This is a genomic window from Roseiarcus sp., from assembly GCF_049514155.1.
In the GTDB taxonomy this organism is placed as follows: Bacteria; Pseudomonadota; Alphaproteobacteria; order Rhizobiales; family Beijerinckiaceae; genus Roseiarcus.
Genome location: NZ_JBEKVH010000079.1, coordinates 1 through 17193 on the forward strand (window position 1 = coordinate 1; position 17193 = coordinate 17193).

At 68.3% G+C, this 17193-nt stretch carries 17 protein-coding genes and 2 pseudogenes; 8 read left to right on the plus strand and 11 right to left on the minus strand.

All coding sequences use genetic code 11. The features are described from left to right. The 9 genes and pseudogenes from ABSF49_RS12585 to ABSF49_RS12625 all read right to left on the minus strand — a co-directional run. Positions 1–263: pseudogene (locus tag ABSF49_RS12585) on the minus strand (Fe-S cluster assembly protein SufB); the annotation flags it as partial. A gap of 79 nt (positions 264–342) precedes the next feature. Next, positions 343–711 (minus strand): VOC family protein, encoded by a 369-nt coding sequence (locus ABSF49_RS12590; protein ID WP_424112996.1) that lies wholly within the window; start codon positions 709–711, stop codon positions 343–345. Positions 712–824: 113 nt separating this feature from the next. Beyond that, positions 825–2504, minus strand: coding sequence for an ATP-binding protein (locus ABSF49_RS12595; RefSeq protein ID WP_424112997.1), 1680 nt, complete (start codon positions 2502–2504; stop codon positions 825–827). A 98-nt stretch (positions 2505–2602) separates the two neighbouring features. Next, positions 2603–4111, minus strand: a complete 1509-nt coding sequence (gene ppx, locus ABSF49_RS12600; protein WP_424112998.1) for an exopolyphosphatase — start codon at positions 4109–4111, stop codon at positions 2603–2605. A gap of 64 nt (positions 4112–4175) precedes the next feature. Then, on the minus strand, positions 4176–6347 hold the full coding sequence (locus tag ABSF49_RS12605; RefSeq protein ID WP_424113012.1) for an RNA degradosome polyphosphate kinase: 2172 nt from the start codon (positions 6345–6347) through the stop codon (positions 4176–4178). 231 nt (positions 6348–6578) lie between these two features. Further along, a pseudogene (gene purN, locus ABSF49_RS12610) lies at positions 6579–7043 on the minus strand (phosphoribosylglycinamide formyltransferase); the annotation flags it as partial. 47 nt (positions 7044–7090) lie between these two features. Next, positions 7091–8158, minus strand: coding sequence for a phosphoribosylformylglycinamidine cyclo-ligase (gene purM / locus ABSF49_RS12615; protein WP_424112999.1), 1068 nt, complete (start codon positions 8156–8158; stop codon positions 7091–7093). Between the two features lie 72 nt (positions 8159–8230). Further along, a complete protein-coding gene (gene cydB, locus ABSF49_RS12620) occupies positions 8231–9244 on the minus strand; it encodes a cytochrome d ubiquinol oxidase subunit II (protein WP_424113000.1) in 1014 nt (337 codons plus the stop codon). Next, positions 9241–10659, minus strand: coding sequence for a cytochrome ubiquinol oxidase subunit I (locus tag ABSF49_RS12625; protein WP_424113001.1), 1419 nt, complete (start codon positions 10657–10659; stop codon positions 9241–9243). Before ABSF49_RS12625 ends, cydB begins: the two co-directional genes overlap by 4 nt. A 215-nt stretch (positions 10660–10874) precedes the next feature. Between ABSF49_RS12625 and ABSF49_RS12630 the strand changes: the two genes are divergently transcribed. After that, positions 10875–11201: a hypothetical protein gene (locus ABSF49_RS12630; RefSeq protein ID WP_424113002.1), complete on the plus strand. Its 327-nt coding sequence runs from the start codon at positions 10875–10877 to the stop codon at positions 11199–11201. Positions 11202–11255: 54 nt separating this feature from the next. Here the strand turns inward: ABSF49_RS12630 and ABSF49_RS12635 are convergent, their stop codons facing one another. After that, a complete protein-coding gene (locus tag ABSF49_RS12635; RefSeq protein ID WP_424113003.1) occupies positions 11256–12149 on the minus strand; it encodes a polyphosphate kinase 2 family protein in 894 nt (297 codons plus the stop codon). Between the two features lie 311 nt (positions 12150–12460). Here ABSF49_RS12635 and ABSF49_RS12640 point away from each other — a divergent pair, with 311 nt between their 5' ends. Next, positions 12461–12682 (plus strand): hypothetical protein, encoded by a 222-nt coding sequence (locus ABSF49_RS12640; protein WP_424113004.1) that lies wholly within the window; start codon positions 12461–12463, stop codon positions 12680–12682. A 76-nt stretch (positions 12683–12758) separates the two neighbouring features. Here the strand turns inward: ABSF49_RS12640 and ABSF49_RS12645 are convergent, their stop codons facing one another. Beyond that, positions 12759–13181 (minus strand): hypothetical protein, encoded by a 423-nt coding sequence (locus ABSF49_RS12645; protein WP_424113005.1) that lies wholly within the window; start codon positions 13179–13181, stop codon positions 12759–12761. Between the two features lie 194 nt (positions 13182–13375). Here ABSF49_RS12645 and ABSF49_RS12650 point away from each other — a divergent pair, with 194 nt between their 5' ends. The 6 genes from ABSF49_RS12650 to ABSF49_RS12675 form a co-directional block, all read left to right on the plus strand. Then, complete coding sequence (locus ABSF49_RS12650) at positions 13376–13951, plus strand: CDP-alcohol phosphatidyltransferase family protein (RefSeq protein ID WP_424113006.1); 576 nt, start codon at positions 13376–13378, stop codon at positions 13949–13951. 10 nt (positions 13952–13961) lie between these two features. Continuing rightward, on the plus strand, positions 13962–14375 hold the full coding sequence (locus ABSF49_RS12655; protein ID WP_424113007.1) for a VOC family protein: 414 nt from the start codon (positions 13962–13964) through the stop codon (positions 14373–14375). After that, positions 14372–15475 carry an AI-2E family transporter gene (locus ABSF49_RS12660; protein ID WP_424113008.1) on the plus strand — a complete coding sequence of 368 codons (1104 nt, stop codon included), beginning with the start codon at positions 14372–14374 and terminating at the stop codon, positions 15473–15475. The genes ABSF49_RS12655 and ABSF49_RS12660 overlap by 4 nt, the downstream gene beginning before the upstream one ends. Then, a complete protein-coding gene (locus ABSF49_RS12665) occupies positions 15472–16158 on the plus strand; it encodes a P-loop NTPase family protein (RefSeq protein WP_424113009.1) in 687 nt (228 codons plus the stop codon). Before ABSF49_RS12660 ends, ABSF49_RS12665 begins: the two co-directional genes overlap by 4 nt. Positions 16159–16254: 96 nt before the next feature. Continuing rightward, complete coding sequence (locus tag ABSF49_RS12670; RefSeq protein ID WP_424113010.1) at positions 16255–16497, plus strand: hypothetical protein; 243 nt, start codon at positions 16255–16257, stop codon at positions 16495–16497. Between the two features lie 79 nt (positions 16498–16576). After that, positions 16577–17193 (plus strand): molybdopterin-dependent oxidoreductase (locus tag ABSF49_RS12675; RefSeq protein ID WP_424113011.1); only part of this gene is annotated, 617 nt, incomplete at its 3' end.

Sequence of the window (17193 nt, forward strand, 5' to 3'; positions counted from 1 at the left end):
TAGTAAAGGTCCTGAAAATCGATCTCGGGGAATTCGACCCGCGCCCAGCGCGGCGGAATCATCGTCAGCCAGCGCCGATAGGCGTCGAGGCGCCAGTCGAGCAGCCATTGCGGCTCGCCCTTTTTGGCCGAGATGAAGCGGACGACGTCTTCGTTGAGGCCTTTGGGGGCCTTGTCGGACTCGATGTCGGAGACGAAGCCATACTTATAGGCCTCGGCTTCGATCGAACGGACGCGGTCGACGGTCTCCTGGACTGCCGCCATTGGACTTCTCCTCGCCTAGACGGTTTCAAGGACCGTCGGTGGGGGTCAAGAATGCTGTGCGAACGACCGCCTTCGCTTGTCACGGCGCCGCACTGTGGCAGACAGCCTCTATATTGTGTCCGTCGGGGTCGATTGCAAACGCCCCGTAATAGTTCGGATGGTAGTGGGGGCGCAAGCCCGGCGCGCCGTTGTCCCTTCCCCCGGCGGCGAGCGCGGCGGCGTGGAATGCGTCGACTTCGGCGCGGTTCCTCGCGGCGAAGGCGATATGGAGGGGCGAGACGGGCGGCTCGCCCTGGCTCAGCCACAGCTGCGGCTTGCCGCCGCGGCCCAGGCCGACCCCGCCGCCGTGCTCCATCGCCACGCCGACGCCGAGCGGCGCCAGCGCCGCCAGATAGAATTTCCGGCTCGCTTCCACGTCCCTGACGCGGAATTCGACATGATCGAACATCGCCTTCGCCCTCTGGCCGAACAAACGCCGTGGCGCATTATGATCCGCCTGAGCGGAAAGGGCGATTTATCGGTCTTGCCGCGGCAAATCGGCGCGCCGGCCGGCGGCGGCGGTCAGTTCGTCTCGGGAGAATATTCTCCGCGAAGCCGGCAGACGATCTTGCGCAGGTCGAGATGCGCCATGTTCGGCTCCGGGTCGCCGGTGAAGGGGACGCGCGCCGATTCGTCGCGGTAATCGGAGAATTTCATCCGCATCGGCGTCGCGATCGCCTCGCCGAAGGCGATCGCCTCGCGGTCGGCGATCGAGGAGAGGAAGGCGATCGTGCTCGCCGAGGAGACGCCCACCGCCGACCGGACGATCGCCTTGTCCGTCTCGTTGGAGAGCCGCATGGCGAACATCGTCGAGCATTGCGACAGAACGGTCGCGTCGAGTTCGGACGGACGCTGGGTGACGATGCCGAGCGAGACGCCGTATTTGCGTCCTTCCTTGGCGATGCGGCCGATCGCCGTGCGGGTCGGACCGAAGGCCTGCGACTGATCGGTCGGGATGTAGCGGTGCGCCTCTTCGCAGACGACCATGATTTCGTAGGCGCCGTCGCTCCACAACGCGATCTCGAAGGCCATGCGCGCGAGCACCGACACCAGCGAATTAACGACCTCGTTGGGCAGGCCAGCGAGCTGAACGATCGTGACCGGTTGGCCCGCCTTGGGCAGCCGGAAGATTTTGGCGATCACCTTGGCCATGTTGTCTTCGACGACGACGCGGCCGAACATAAACTTGAACCGCGGGTCGCGGCTCAGCGTCTCCAGTCGGTACTTCAGCGCCCTGAGGTCGGAGCGCGGATAGCGCTGGTCGAGCTTGCCGAGCCATTCGTCGATGATGTGGACCATGTCGGCGACGCGATAGGGCACCGGCGTGTCGGCGCTGATCCAGCCGCTGTCGGTCGGGTTGGCGCGACGCAGCGGACTGGCGGCGATCATCGAGGCGGAACTGGCGATGAACTGCGTCTTGGCGGTCTTGATCGCGTCGTAAAGCGCGTCGAGCTCGTCGGAATTCGCCTTGCGGCCGCTGTAGATGATGTCGGCGATCTCCTCGAACCGGAACATCCAGTACGGCAGCTCGAGGTTGTCCGAGGTGAGCACCACCGATTCCTTGGGGAAGTGGCGCGCATATTCGTTGTGGGGGTCGATGATCAGCGTGCGCAACTTCGGCCGCTGCGAAAGGCACTTCTTGATCAGCATCGACACCGCGGTCGTCTTGCCGACGCCGGTCGAGCCGATCACCGCGAAATGGCGGGTGACGAGTTCGTCGACGCTGACCGCGGCCGTCAGGTTGGCGTTCTGGGTCAGCGTGCCGATCACGACCCCGTCGACGCCGCGAAAGGCGTAAATCGCCTTGAGGTCGTCGGCGCGGATGCGATGGGCGACGGCGCCGAGCGCGGGATAGGAGCGGATGCCGCGGAAGAACCGTGGCGCGCCGTCGTCGTCATCGATGATCTCGCCGCTCAGCTCCACCTTCACGTAGGCGACGTTGGCGTCGTTGTCGTTCCAGCGTCGGTCGATCGTCGACAGCTCGCAGACGACGCCCACCAGCCGCGCCTGCTGATGGACGATGGAGATGAGGTGGCCGACCGACCAATGATCGCCGATCTCGCTCGGCGACAGCTCGCAGGCGATCACCCCTTCGGCGCCATTGAGCGACACCAGCCGGCCGATGGCGCGGTCGCCGGCGTGCTCGCGCCGCTCGCGCAACGGCGCGACAACGCCGTGCAGCGGCGATAAGTCGAGTCTCATAATGTGCCCCGTCGTCGCCGCGACCTCATGTCGCGGACTTGGCGGATTAGAGGGGGCAGTGTGTAAACAAAAGCTTTCCGCAGCGTTACACTGACCATTCAACTCGCCGCGCGGACCTCGGGATCGCCGCCGAGCAGGCGGGCGAATTGACGCAGCCGGGTCTGCAGCCGGTCGCTGTTGAGCGCGGCGAGGTCGCTCGGCAGCGTCAGCACGACGTGGCCCCGCTGCACCGCCATTGGGGCGCGCGGCAGCACGCCGGGCATCGCCGCCGAGACGATGTAAGCGACGCGCATCGCCGAGCCGAGCAGACGGGCCCGATCGAGCTGGCGCGGCGACACCAGCGAGCGCGCGTGCGGGCTGACCTCCTGATCGCCCGACACATGGCGGTAGGAGGCGGCGAGGGCGAGATAGGCGCGCGACGGGTGGTCGAGGCCGACGAAGGCGGCGTTGGCGACGAGGTCGTACGACTGTTCGCCGCGATAGTCGGGATGGGCGCGCCAGGCGATGTCGGAGAGCAGGCAGGCGGCGTGGCGCAGCCGCGTCTCCTCCGGCGTCTCCTCGAGGTGGGAGGCGCCGAGAAACTGGCTCGTCCAGTGGAAAAGCTCTTCGGCGTGACCGGGGCTGCGCGAGCGCAACAGGTTGAACTGGCGCGCGGCGGTGATGAGCGGATCCTGCGCCTGCTCCTCGGGCGAAAGGCCCTCGAACAGCAGGCCTTCGCGCACCCCGAGCGCCGAGATGACGATCTCCCTCGGGGGCGAGCGGCGGATGATCTCTTCGAGCACCGCTGCGCCGTAGGCGAGCAGCGGCCGGCGGGCGGCCGACACCGTCTCGATCGAGGTCAGCGCCTCGGTTTCGATGCGCTCGACCAGCTTGACGAATTCCAGCGCGTCGCGGGTCGGGATGACGTAATTGTGCATCACCCGCATCGGATATTGGCGTTGGCTCATGTGCAGGCGCGCCAGCGCGCGCCAGGTGCCGCCGACGGCGTAGAAGGTCCGGCCGGCGAGATTGTCGAGCGCTTTGACCTTTTGCAGCGCGTCGCGCGCGATCTTGGACGCCTTCTTCGGCGAGCGATCGGAAAGCTCGAGCAGCGTCAGACCGCCGAGCGGCAGGGTGACGCCGCGCCCGACCTTGCCGCCGGCGACGTCGGCAAGTTCGAGCGAGCCGCCGCCGAGGTCGCCGACCACGCCGTCGGCGGCCCAGATCGAGGACGCCACGCCGATGGCGGAGAGCTGCGCCTCGCGCGGGCCGGCGAGCAGATCGATCTCGCAGCCGATCGCCCGCTCCGCCAGCTCGAGGAATTGCGGGCCGTTGGCGGCGTCGCGCACCGCTGCGGTCGCCACCGCGCGAAGGTTGGCGATGCCCATCGTCCGGCACAGGACGCGGAAGCGCTGCAGCGCCGCCAGCGCCTTGGCCGTCGCGTCTTCGGTCAGGAAGCCGGTCGTGGCGACGCCGCGGCCGAGCCCGCACAGCACCTTCTCGTTGAAGATCGGGGTCAGCGCGCGGCTGAGCGCTTCATAGGCGACAAGGCGGACCGAGTTCGACCCGATGTCGACGATCGCCACGGGTTCGCCCGGCAACCGCCCTCTTGCTTCCAGCCCCGACATTCAATCCTTCCTGCGGCTCGGCCCGCCGCCGGCCGCGCGAGGCCAGCGTGGGCGCTTGTGCGCTTCAATCGCGCAGCTTGCGATAGGCGAGCGCCCCCGGGCGGGACTCGGCAAGTGACCGGCCGCGCCCGGAAAGGCTCGGATGGGTGAGAAAATATTTGTGACAGTTGAACGGCTCCTCGCCCTCGGCGGGCGCGATCCTGACGCTCGAACCGTCCGGCAGCACGCGGAAGCTCTGCTCGTTGTCGAGCAGGTTGGCTTCCATGATCTGGTTGAGGACGTGCTCGTGAACGGTGGGATTGAGCAGCGGCGCCAGCGCTTCGACGCGGCGATCGAGGTTGCGCTGCATCAGGTCGGCCGAGGAAATATAGACGTGCGCCTCGCGGCTCGGCAGGCCGTGGCCGCCGCCGAAAGCGTAGATGCGCGCGTGCTCGAGGAAGCGGCCGACGATCGACTTGACGCGGATGTTGTCGGACAGGCCGGGCACGCCCGGCCGCAGGCAGCAGATGCCGCGCACGACGAAGTCGATCTCCACCCCGGCGCGGCTCGCCGCGTAGAGTGCGTCGATGATTTCGGAATCGACCAGCGCGTTGCACTTGCCCCAGATCGCCGCCGGCTTGCCGGCCTTGGCGAACTCGATCTCCTCGGCGATGTGGCGCAGCAGCTTCTTCCTGAGCGTGAACGGCGAGATCGCCAACAGCTCGAGCCCGTCCGGCTCGGCGTAGCCGGTGATGAAGTTGAACACCCGGGCGACGTCGCGGCCGACCGCCGCGTCGGCGGTGAACAGCGATATGTCGGTGTAGATGCGCGCGGTGACCGGATGATAGTTGCCGGTGCCGAGATGGCAATAGGTGACGAGCGAGCCCGCTTCGCGCCTGACCACCATGGATAGCTTGGCGTGGGTCTTCAGCTCGATGAAGCCGAACACGACTTGCGCGCCGGCGCGCTCGAGGTCGCGCGCCCAGCGGATGTTGGCTTCCTCGTCGAAGCGCGCCTTCAGCTCGATCAGCGCCGTGACCGACTTGCCGGCCTCGGCCGCTTCGATCAGCGCGCGGACGATCGGACTGTCGGCCGAAGTGCGATAGAGCGTCTGCTTGATCGCTACGACGTTGGGATCGCGCGCCGCCTGAACGAGAAACTGCACCACCACGTCGAAGGTTTCGTAAGGATGGTGGACGACGAGGTCCTTCTGGCGGATCGCGGCGAAGCAGTCGCCGCCATTGTCGCGCACGCGCTCGGGGAAGCGCGGATTGATCGGAGGAAACTTCAGCTCCGGCCGGTCGACGCCGATGATCTGGCTGAGTTCTTCGAGCGCGAGCAGGCCGTCGATCAGGACGACGCCGGAGGCGACGACGTCGACGTCGCCGGTGACGAATGCGCGCAGCCGCTCCGGCATGCTCGCGTCGATCTCGAGGCGGATGACCGAACCGCGCCGCCGCCGTTTCAGCGCGCTCTCGAACAGGCGCACCAGGTCTTCAGCCTCTTCCTCCACTTCGATGTCGCTGTCGCGAATGACGCGGAAGCTGCCGTGGCCGGTGACCTTGTAGCCAGGGAAAAGCTGGCCGATGAAGGCGAGGATGATCTGTTCGAGCAGGACGAAGCGCAGCGGCCCGGCGCCGCCCGCGTCCGGCAACTTGATGAAGCGGTCGATGCGGCTGGGAAAGCGCACCAGCGCGTTCATCGTCCGGTGGTCGGCGTGGCTCTTGAGCTCGAGCGCAAGGGTGAAGCCGAGGTTGGGAATGAACGGGAACGGGTGCGCCGGGTCGACCGCCAGCGGCGTCAGCACCGGGAAGACGTAGAGGAGGAAATAGTCCTCCAGCCATTGGCGGTCGCGAGCCGAGAGCGCTGCGACGTCGCAGATGACGATCCCCGCCTGTTCGAGCTCTGCACGCAGCGCGCGCCAGCGCTCCTGCTGCGCGGCGACGAGCTCGGCGACCCGCGCGCCGATGCGCTCGAGCTGCTCGACGGGCGTGAGGCCGTCGTCGGAGATTTCCGTCATCCCGGCGAGCACCTGCCCAACCAAGCCGGCGACGCGGACCATGAAGAATTCGTCGAGATTGTTGGCCGAAATCGACAGGAAGCGCAGCCGCTCGAGCAGCGGATGACCGCGATTGTCCGATTCCTCCAGCACCCGGCGGTTGAATTCCAACCACGACAGCTCGCGGTTGATGAACCGCTCGGGCGATTCGAGCAGAGTCGGCGGCGCGTCTTCGGCGGCGGCGGTTGCGGACTTCATCCTCTTCGCCCTCCTGACGCCCGTCCCGGCGGGCCGCCCGGCCCCACCGGAAGCGCCCGCGGCGCCCGCCCTATCCTTCGGGTAATTCTGTGACAAAACCGCTTCGTCGCCAACTGCGGAGCGCCGAGCGGCCGAGGTTCGCGCGCGGGAGACGGTCTTGGCCCGGCGCGACAGCTTCGCCGCGACTTCGGCGAGCGCGCGCGGGTAGAGCTTGTGCTCCTCGACCAGAACCCGCGCCGCCAGGCTCTCGGCGTCGTCGTCGGCCAGCACGGGGACCCGCGCCTGGGCGACGATCGGACCGGCGTCGAGCTCGGGCTCGACGAAATGGACGGTGCAGCCGTGCTCCTTCAGGCCGGCGGCGAGTGCGCGCGCGTGCGTATGCAGGCCGCGCAAGTCCGGCAGCAGCGACGGATGGATGTTGAGCATGCGCCCGCGCCAGCGCTCGACGAACTTCGCCCCGAGGACGCGCATGAAACCGGCGAGACAGACGAATTCGATTGCGTGCGCTTCGAGCGTCGCCTGCAACGCCGCCTCGAACGCTTCGCGGTCGGCATGACGCTTCGACTCGATCGCCTCGGCGGCGACCCCCGCCGCGCGGGCGAGATCAAGCCCGGGCGCCTCGGACTTGTTTGAGAGGACGAGCGCGATCTCAGCCGGGAAATCCGGCGATCGGGCCGCCTCGACCAGCGCCGCCATGTTGGAGCCGCGCCCGGAAATGAGGGCGGCGACCCTGAGCCTGCCGCTCACAGCGCCAACCGTCCGCGCATGACGACCGGGGCGCCCTCGCGCGGGATCAGTTTCCCGATCGGCCTGGGCGCGAGACCGTTGGCGGCGAGCGCCGCGAGCGCCGCGTCGGCGGCCTCCGCCGCGGCGAACGCGACCATGCCGAAGCCGCAGTTGAACGTGCGCAACATCTCCGCTTCGCCGACGCCGCCGGTCGCAGCGAGCCAGGCGAAGACGGGAGGCGGCGCGAAAGCGGACAGGTCGAGTTCGACCGCCAAGGCTTCGGGCAGCACGCGCGGCAGGTTGTCGGGAAAGCCGCCGCCGGTGACATGGGCAAGCGCCAGCACGGCGTCGGCCGCCTTCAGCGTCGCCAGCAGCGGCTTGACATAGAGCCGAGTCGGTTCGAGCAGCGCGGCGGCGAGCGAGCGCTCGGGCGCGAACGGCGCCGGCTCGCCCCAGGCGAGGCCGCTCAGCGCGACGATGCGGCGAACCAGCGAAAAGCCGTTGGAATGGACGCCCGACGACGGCAGGCCGATCGCGACGTCGCCGGCCTTCAGCCCGGCGCGCGGCAGCAGCGTTCCGCGCTCGGCCGCGCCGACGGCGAAGCCGGCGAGGTCGAAATCGCCGTGAGCGTAGAGGCCGGGCATTTCCGCCGTCTCGCCGCCGATCAGCGCGCAGCCCGACTCGACGCAAGCGCGCGCGATGCCGGCGACGATCGCCGCGCCGATCGCCGGATCGAGCTTCGCGGTGGCGAAATAGTCGAGGAAAAACAGCGGCTCCGCCCCCTGGACGACGATGTCGTTGACGCACATGGCGACGAGGTCGATCCCGATCGTGTCGAGGATGCCGCTTTCGATCGCGATCTTGACCTTGGTGCCGACGCCGTCGTTGGCGGCGACGAGAACGGGATCGCGAAAGCCCGCCGCCTTGAGGTCGAATAGGCCGCCGAAGCCGCCAATCTCAGCTTCGGCGCCAGGGCGGCGCGTCGCCCGGACCAGCGGCTTGATGCGCTCGACCATGGCGTTGCCTGCGTCGACGTCGACCCCGGCGTCGGCGTAAGTCAGGCGCGGAGAGGCTTTCGAGGTCATGGCGGCCTTGGCGAAACGCTGGCGCCGGGTTAGCGGCTCGGCCGGCGCAGCGCAAGGGCCGGCTGCGCCCGGTTAGTGGTAGCCGAGGTCGCCGCGCACCTTGCCGCGGAACACCCAGTATGACCAGCCGGTGTACATGAGGATGATCGGCAGCAGGAACAGCGTGCCGATCAGCAGGAAGGCCTGCGTGCTGGAAGACGACGCGGCCTGCCACAGGGTGATGTGCGGCGGCGCGATCATCGGCCACAGGCTGATCGCGACGCCAAGATAGGAAAGCGCAAACAGGCCGATCGCGCCGGCGAACGGCCAGGCCTCGGCCCGGCTGGCGAGCGCGCGCCACTCCCCGTAGGCGACGAGGGCGGTGACGATCGGCACGGGCGACAAGAAGACGACGTTGGGCCATGAGAACCAGCGGCTGGCGATGTCGGCGTTCGTCAGCGGCGTCCAGACGCTGACGATCAGGATCGCCGCCAGCACGCCGACGAGACAGCGGCGGCCGAGCCGGCGCGCCCATTGCTGCAGATCGCCTTCGGTCTTGAGCACCAGCCAGCCGGCCCCCAACAGGCTGTAACCGAACAGCAGCGCCACGCCGGTGAAGACCGAGAACGGCGTCAGGAAGTCGAGCGAGCCGCCGACGAACTGCCGCCCCTCGACCTGAAAGCCCTGAATGAAAGCGCCGAGCACCACGCCCTGGGCGAACGCGGCGACCGCCGACCCGTAGCAGAACCCATGATCCCATAGGCCGCGCCGCTCGGCGTCACGGAAACGGAACTCGAAGGCGACGCCGCGGAAAACCAGCGCCAGCAGCATCGCCAGAATGGGAAAGTAGACCGCCGGCAGAATGACGGCGAAGGCGAGCGGGAACGCCGCCAGCAGGCCCACTCCGCCCAGAACCAGCCAGGTCTCGTTGCCGTCCCAGACCGGCGCCACCGAATTCATCACCAGGTTGCGCGAAGCGAGGTCGGGCGCGAAGCCGTAAAGAATGCCGACGCCGAGATCGAAGCCGTCGAGCAGCACGTAGAGAAACACGCCAAACCCCAGGATGGCGGTCCAGATCGGCACGAAGTCGAACATCGGCGCGCTCATGGGTCTCTCGCTGCGTCTTGGCGGCTCGTGCGATCGTCGACCGGCAGCGCCTCGACCGGCAGCGCCGGCCGGCCGGCCTCGATCGGCCCGGGCTCTGGCGCCGCCTCGCTTGGACCGGCGCGCACGATCCGCGCCATCAGCGCAATTCCCGAGGGAAACATCACCAGGTAGACGATCGCGTAGCCGATCAGGGAGACGACGACGTCGCCGCCGGCGAGCGAGGGCGACACCGAATCGGATGTGCGCAGCAGGCCGTACACCGTCCACGGCTGGCGGCCGACTTCGGTCGTGACCCAGCCGGCCAGCACGGCGACAAAGCCGAGCGGCGAAACGAGCGTGCACAGGCGCAGAAACCAGTCGGTGTCGAACAGCCGGCCGCGCGCGCGCAGCCACAGGCTGGCGATCACCGTCGCCAGAAAGACCATTCCGAGGCCGACCATGACGCGGAAGGCGAAGAACGGGATGGCGACGGGCGGTCGCTGATCGGCGGGCCAGTCCTTGAGGCCGCGAATCGTCCCGTTCGGGTCATGCGTGAGGATGAGACTGCCGAGATCGGGAACGGCGATCTCGTAGCGGTTCGTCTCCGCCTTCTGGTCGGGAACGGCGAACAGCGTCAGCGGCGCGCGGCTGACGGTGTCCCAGCGCGCCTCGATCGCCGCGAGCTTGGCCGGCTGATAGGCGAGCGTGTTGAGGCCCTGCTGGTCGCCGAGCAGGATCTGCAGCGGCGCGAGCGCGGTCAGCAGCCAAAGGGTCATCGACAGCATCGTGCGCGCTTCGGCGATGAAGCGCCCGCGCCGCAGATAGAAGGCGGCGACGCCGACGACGACAAGAGCGGCGGTGACGTAGAAGCCGACGACCGTATGCGTCAGCCGATAGGGAAAGGAGGGGTTGAAGACGATCTCGGTCCACGACTTGGGAAAGAACCGTCCGTCGACGATCTCGTAGCCCGCCGGCGTCTGCATCCAGCTGTTGGCGGCGAGAATCCAGAAGGACGAGAACAGGGTGCCGATCGCCACCATCAGCGCGGCGAAGAAATGGGCCCAGCGCGGCACGAGCTTGCGGCCGAACAGCAACACGCTGAGAAACGCCGCTTCGAGGAAGAACGCCATCAGGGCTTCGTAGGCCAGCAGCGGCGAGAGGATGTTGGCGGTCGCGTCGGAGAAGCGGCTCCAGTTGGCGCCGAATTGAAACGGCATGACGACGCCGGAAACGACGCCCATGCCGAACGACACCGCGAAGATCTTGGTCCAGAAGCTCGACAGCCGGAAATAGACCGTGCGCCCGGTGGCAAAATGAAGCCCTTCGAGCAGCGCGACGAAGGAAGCGAGCCCGACCGTGAAGGCGGGCAGGAGAATGTGCCAGGCGATGACCCATGCGAATTGCAGGCGGGAAAGGATGACCGGATCTAGTTGCATCGCTCGTCCTGAGACGGCCACTGCGCCGGCCGTCGCGGCGCCATGACGGGGAGACTACCGTCGCAGGCTCTCCCTGGCGATGGCAATTTTTCGCTCACGAGGAGCCGCGCCGATTCGCGTCCGGTCGTTGCGCGGGCCGCCGCCAGCCCCTAGGCTCGCTGAAACGGCGCAGGCGACGAAGTGACGAACGCCGCGCCGCCGACGCGGAGAACGCCATGAAGGTCGTGGTCAATCCCGACGGCTCGACGACCGTGTCGTGCGACGGCTCGACGGTGACGATCAATCCGCCGGCGCCGGCGCCAACGCTCGAGGCGAGCGCCGGCGGCGCGCCGGACCCCGGCGCCGTTTCGGCACTGATCGCCGCGCGGCGCCGTCAGGGCGAGGGAAGGCCTGGCGAAGAGGCCGACGCGGACGGCGTGGCGCATGCGCTGGTCCTTCACGGTCAGGGCGAGATCGACGTCGACCGCATCCGCCGCCTGCTCGACGACGCCGGCCTCGAGCATCTGGCGATCGAGATCACCCCGCCGCCGCGCCACGGCTGACGATCGGTTCGCCGGCGCGCGCCAGGGGAGATGGCCCGAGCGCCGCGAACGCGGTCATTCCCCGCCGCCGCGCCTGGCGCGCGGTCGACGGGGGGCCGGCTCGAGCGCCTGGGCGACCTCAGCCGGATTGAGTCCGAGCGCGCGCTTGGCTTCTTTCAGCAGGGCGGGGTCGATCGGGCGCGGCTCGAGCGAGACCCCCTCGCCCAGCCGTTCCTTGAGGATGCGAAAGACCGCGACCCGTCCGAACAGCTTGTTGTTGGCGGGAACGAGGTGCCAGGGCGCTTGCTTGGTCGAGGTCTTGTCCATCATGTCCTCGATCGCCGTCACGTAATCCGCCCAGCGCGCGCGGTTGCGGAAGTCCTCGTAGGACAGCTTCCAGCGCTTGACCGGATCGGTAAGCCGGGCGCGAAAGCGCTTGAGCTGCTCGTCGGCGGTGATGTGGAGGAAGACCTTGACCAGCCGCACGCCCGAGTCGATCAGCATGCGTTCGAACGCGTTGATCTCGCGATAGGCGCGCCGCCATTCCTTCTCGGTGGCGAAGCCCTCGACGCGCTCGACCAGCACCCGCCCGTACCACGAACGGTCGAAAGCGACGATGTGGCCGTTCTCCGGCAGGCGGCGCCAGAATCGCTGCAGATAGTGCTGGGCGCGCTCATGCTCGTCGGGCGAGGCGATCGGACTGACGCCGAAGCTGCGCGGGTCGAGCGCCCAGCCGAGGCGGCGCACGACGCCGCCCTTGCCAGCGGTGTCCCAGCCCTCGAGGACGATGATCGCGCGTTCCGGCGTGCCGAGATAGGCCTGCTGGATGAGCTGCAGCACCCCTTGCAGCGAGGCCAGGCGCCGCTCGTAGTCGGCGAAGTCGAGCTTGGGATGGTCGACGACGTCGGCGAGCCGCGGCCGACGCGTGACGACAAACGCCTTCGCTGCCAGCGCGTGGTCGTTCGACACGCCCGCCCCTCGCCCCCGGCCGACTTTCGCGCCGGCGAGGCCAAAGCGTCGGCCTTTTGCCATGACGACGCAACCGCAAATCGCCGCCACGGGGCCGCATCCGATCGAATTTTAGCGATCTGGGCGCCGTAACGTTAGGTATCCTTTCGGCGCCGGCCGGCCTACAGGCGGCGTTTTAACCCTTCGTTAAGACTTGGCCCCAAACAGTGGCGAGGCCGTAATGATTCGGAGTCGGTTGGACGCGCCGACACCGGCCCTGCGAGGCCCAAGCCGCCATCAAGGCCGGCGTGCGTCGAGGCGAAGGCGCTACAATGCCGCTTTCCACAATCCTGCGCGTCGGCTTCGACGCTGACGTCACGCACTTGCGCGGCGACCTCAAACGGCCATCCGCGCCGCAGAAACGCAAAACCGCCGATCCGACCTCCGACCCGGAGGTTGAGGCGAGCGGATTTCTCGTCGTCAACGAAGGCGCGCCGTCGACCACCGGTCTGTCGATTCTCGCCCAAGCGCTCGCGGCCTACAGCGAGAACTGACCGTCGATCCGCCCAGCGCCCAGGCGGCGGTTCTCGTCGAACCGCCGCGAGCGCTAGCTAGACCAGCCTTGACCCTTTAGTGGTGTGGCCACACGTGCCCGCCGCTCATATGCGGACCGTGGCCCACGAACGGCCCATGACCATGACCCCACGGGCCATGACCCCACGGGCCATGACCCCACGGGCCATGACCCCACGGGCCGCGCCCGTAACCGCCGCGCCAGCCGTGCCAGCCGTAGGGGCCGCCCCAGCCGAAGCCGTTGTTCCAAGCGTAGCCGCACCAATACCAGCCGGGGCCGTGCCAGCCGACCGGATACCAGCAGTAATTGTATCCGCCCCAGAAGAACTGCGCCTTCTCGACCGGCGCCATCTGATGCTGGAGGTCGGCGACGCCCGGACCGCCGTAGCTCATTGCGGCCTGGGCCTGGGTGGCCAGCGGGAGGGCGACCGCGGCGGCGAGCGCCGTCGACAGTCCCAGCGCAGCCAAGAATTTGCTCATGTTGAGCCTCCACGTTGAGGGTCGCCTACGCGAGGCGACCTCGACACTACAAAAGTGACGATACTTCGGAAATGTGGCGGATGTCGCCGCTTCCGTTCACAAATCCGGCGCCTCGGATTCGCGCCGCCGCAAGAAACGCGCATAAATGCCAGAAGCGCGAAGCGCGAATCGCATGCGTCGCCGCGCGGGCGGCCGTGGCAGGGGGCGTCGGGTTCTTCATGGGCGGCTCGTGGGTCTTCGCCAATCTGCCGAACCTCATCACCCTCGCGCGCCTCTTGCTGACGCCGATGGCGGTGACGATGATCGTTTCGCAGCGCTTCGTCGCGGCGTTCCTCATCTTCGTCGCCGCCGGCGCCTCCGACGCGGTCGACGGCTTCATCGCCAGGCGCTTCGACCTGCGCTCGGAACTCGGCTCCTATCTCGACCCGCTGGCCGACAAGGCGCTGGTCAACTCGATGTACATCGCCCTGGCGATGATCGGCGTCGTCTGGCCGGCGCTGGCGATCCTCGTCGTCTCGCGCGACCTGATGATCCTCGCCGCCGTGCTGATTTCCTGGCTGCTCGGCAAGCCGGTGGCGATCCGACCGGTGTGGATCTCGAAGTTCAACACCCTCGCCCAGATCGCCTTCGCAGCGCTGGCGCTCGGCGCCCGCGCCTTCGGCTACGACGACTCGGCGTTGTCCGACAAGCTCGCCTGGGTGGTGGCGGCCTCGACGTTGGCTTCGGGCGGGGTTTATATCGCCCAATGGCTCGATCACATGAGCCGCTGAGCGCCGCCCCGTGACCAAGAGCCTCGCCGCCGTCGCCTTCCTCGTCCCCGACTATGACGACGCGGTCGCTTGGTTTCGCGGCGCGCTCGGCTTCGACCTGATCGAAGACGCGCCGCTCGGCGCCGACAGGCGCTGGATCGTCGTCGCGCCGCCGGGCGGCGCAGGCGCGCGGCTCGTGCTCGCCAGGGCCGCCGACGCGCGCCAGCGCGCGGCGATCGGCGCGGCGGCGGGCGGGCGCGTCGCCTACTTTCTCGAGACCGACGACTTCGCCCGCGATCATGCGGCGATGAGCGCGCGCGGGGTGCGCTTTCTCGAATCGCCGCGGCGCGAGGCTTACGGCGTCGTCGCAGTCTTCGCCGATCCCTGGGGCGGCCGCTGGGATCTGCTGCAGCCGGCCACGCGCCAAGCGACGGCGACGCCATGACCCTCGAACGCCAGATCCTCGTATGGGCGGTCGCGCTGGCGGCGATCGGCTATCTCCTCTACCTGCTCGGCGGCGCGGTCGCGCCGTTCGCCGCCGGCATCGCGCTCGGCTATCTGCTCGATCCGGTGGTGCGGCGCATGCAGGGCTTCGGCCTCAGTCGCTTCGTCGCCTCGCTGATCATCCTCGTCGTTTTCATCGTCGTCGCCGCGCTGTTGTTGCTGGTCGCCGCGCCGGCGCTGGCGACCCAGTTCGCCAGCTTCGCCCAGAAACTGCCGGGTTACGCGATGCGGCTGCAGGCGCTCGTGGTCGAGCAAAGCAACGCGCTGCTCGATCGCTATGGCGGCGAATGGCGCGCTTCCGGCTGGACGATCTCCGGCGACCAGATCCAGAAGTCGGTCGGCGACTTCGTCGCGCAAGGGGCGCAATGGCTGCTCAACTTTCTGCGTTCGCTTGTCTCCGGCGGCGCGGCGATCTTCAGCTTCCTGTCGTTCCTCATCATCACGCCGGTCGTCGCCTTCTACATGCTGGTTGACTGGAACAAGATGGTGGCGACGATCGACGGCTGGCTGCCGTTGCAGCACCGCGACGCGCTGAGGGCGATCGCGACCGAGGTCAATCATGCGCTCGCCGGCTTCATCCGCGGCCAGTCGCTGGTCTGCCTGTTCCTCGGCCTGTGGTACGGGATCGGACTGACGCTGATCGGTCTCGATTTCGGCTTCCTGATCGGCGTCATCGCCGGCGTGCTGAGCTTCATTCCCTACATCGGTTCGCTGACCGCGCTGGTGCTGTCGATCGGCGTCAGCCTGGTCCAGGGCTGGCCGAGCCTGACCCTGTTCATCGAGGCTTTGGCCGTCGTGCTGGTCGGCCAGTTCTTCGAAGGCAACGTGATCTCGCCCAAGCTGGTCGGCGGATCGATCGGGCTGCATCCGGTGTGGTTGATGTTCGCGCTGTTCGCCTTCGGCGAATTGTTCGGCTTCACCGGCCTGCTGATCGCGGTGCCGGCGGCGGCGGCGCTGGGCGTTCTCGCCCGCCACCTGATCGGCCTCTACCTCAAGAGCCCGCTCTATGGCGGCGGAACGGGACCGCAGGGGACCTCGTGACCGCGACGCCGCGCCAGCTCGTCCTCGATTGGCCGCACGCGCCGAGCTTCGCGCGCGAGGACTTTCTCGAGGCGGCGGGCAATTCCCAGGCGCTGAAGACGATCCTCGCCTGGCCCGACTGGCCGACGCGGACGCTGATGCTGATCGGCCCGAGCGGCGCCGGCAAGAGCCATCTGGCGACGATCTGGGCCCGCCAGGCGAACGCGCGCGCCGTCGACGCGGCTTCGCTGACGCGCGACGCGCTCGGCGAACTCGCCGAGGCGAAGGCGCTGCTGATCGAAGACGCCGATCGTAGCGGCGCCGACGAGGCAGCCCTGTTTCATCTCGTCAATCTCGCGCGCGAGCGGGGCGTCGACGCGCTGATCACCGCGCGCGCGCCGCCCGACGCCTGGGGGCTGAGAACGGCCGACCTGCTGTCGCGGCTGCGCCTGGCGCCGATCGTCGAGCTCGGCGCGCCCGACTTCGAGTTGACCCAGGCGGTGCTGGTCAAGCTGTTCAACGACCGCCAGCTCGCGGTCGACCCGGCGCTGATCGGCTATGTCGCGCTGAGGATCGAGCGTTCGCTCGACGCGGCGCGGGCGCTGGTCGCTGCGCTCGATCGCGAGGCTTTGGCTCGAGGCGGACCGGTCACCCGGGCGATGGCCGCTCGGCTTTTGCGCGACGAAGATCAACAAGCGCCTTGACCCTGTCACAAAGGCGGCGTTGAATGCCCGCGCTAGCCGGGGAAGACGCCGGAAGGCGCTTCATCCGACAAGCAAAACGAACGGGAGGAGGCTGTCATGTTACGGCCGTTCCTGTTGGCGTTGATCGTCGTCGGCGCGGGCGCCTCGAGCGTCGGCGAAGTCACTCAACCCTCCGACGTCGCGACTTGGCGTTGGCAGGTCGCCACCATCCTCGATGCGCAGCGCGGCGAAGCCGATTCTGCGCTCGTCTCGCCTGCCGCCGCCGGCGCCTACGACCAGCATTACCAACGCTATGACGGCCAGGGCCAGCCGGCGCCCGCAACGACGGTCAACCACTGAGCTTCGCTGCCGCCGGCGCGGATTTTCGTCGCCGCGTCCAAGACTTGTCGCATTCAGCCGGCTCTGCCAGAGTGCGGCGATGGATTTTTCTGTCGCCGACTCTCCCGCCGGAATCGTCCGGCGGCCTTCGGTTTGCCCGCATGATTGCCCGTCAGTCTGCGCGCTCGACGTCGAGGTGATCGACGGCAAGCGCATCGGGCGCGTGCGCGGCGCCGAAGAGCAGCGCTACACCGCCGGCGTCGTCTGCGCCAAGGTCGCGCGCTACGCCGAGCGCGTCCACCATCCCGACCGCCTGACCCGGCCGCTCATGCGCGTCGGGCCGAAAGGCTCGGGCCAGTTCGCGCCGATCGGTTGGGACGAAGCGCTCGACCGCGTCGCCGAGCGCTTCCTCGACGCCGAGCGCCGCCTCGGCGCTGAAAGCGTGTGGCCGTATTTTTACTCGGGCACGATGGGCCTCGTCATGCGCGACGGGCTCGAGCGCCTGACCCACGCCAAGCGCTATTCGCGCTTCTTCGGCACGATTTGCGTCGGCGTCGCCTGGCCGGGCTATCTCGCCGGCGCCGGCCGCATATCCGGCGCCGACCCGCGCGAAATGGCGAAGTCCGACGTCGTCGTCATCTGGGGCACCAACGCCGTCGCGACCCAGGTCAACGTGATGACCCACGCGACGCGGGCGCGCAAGGAGCGCGGCGCGAA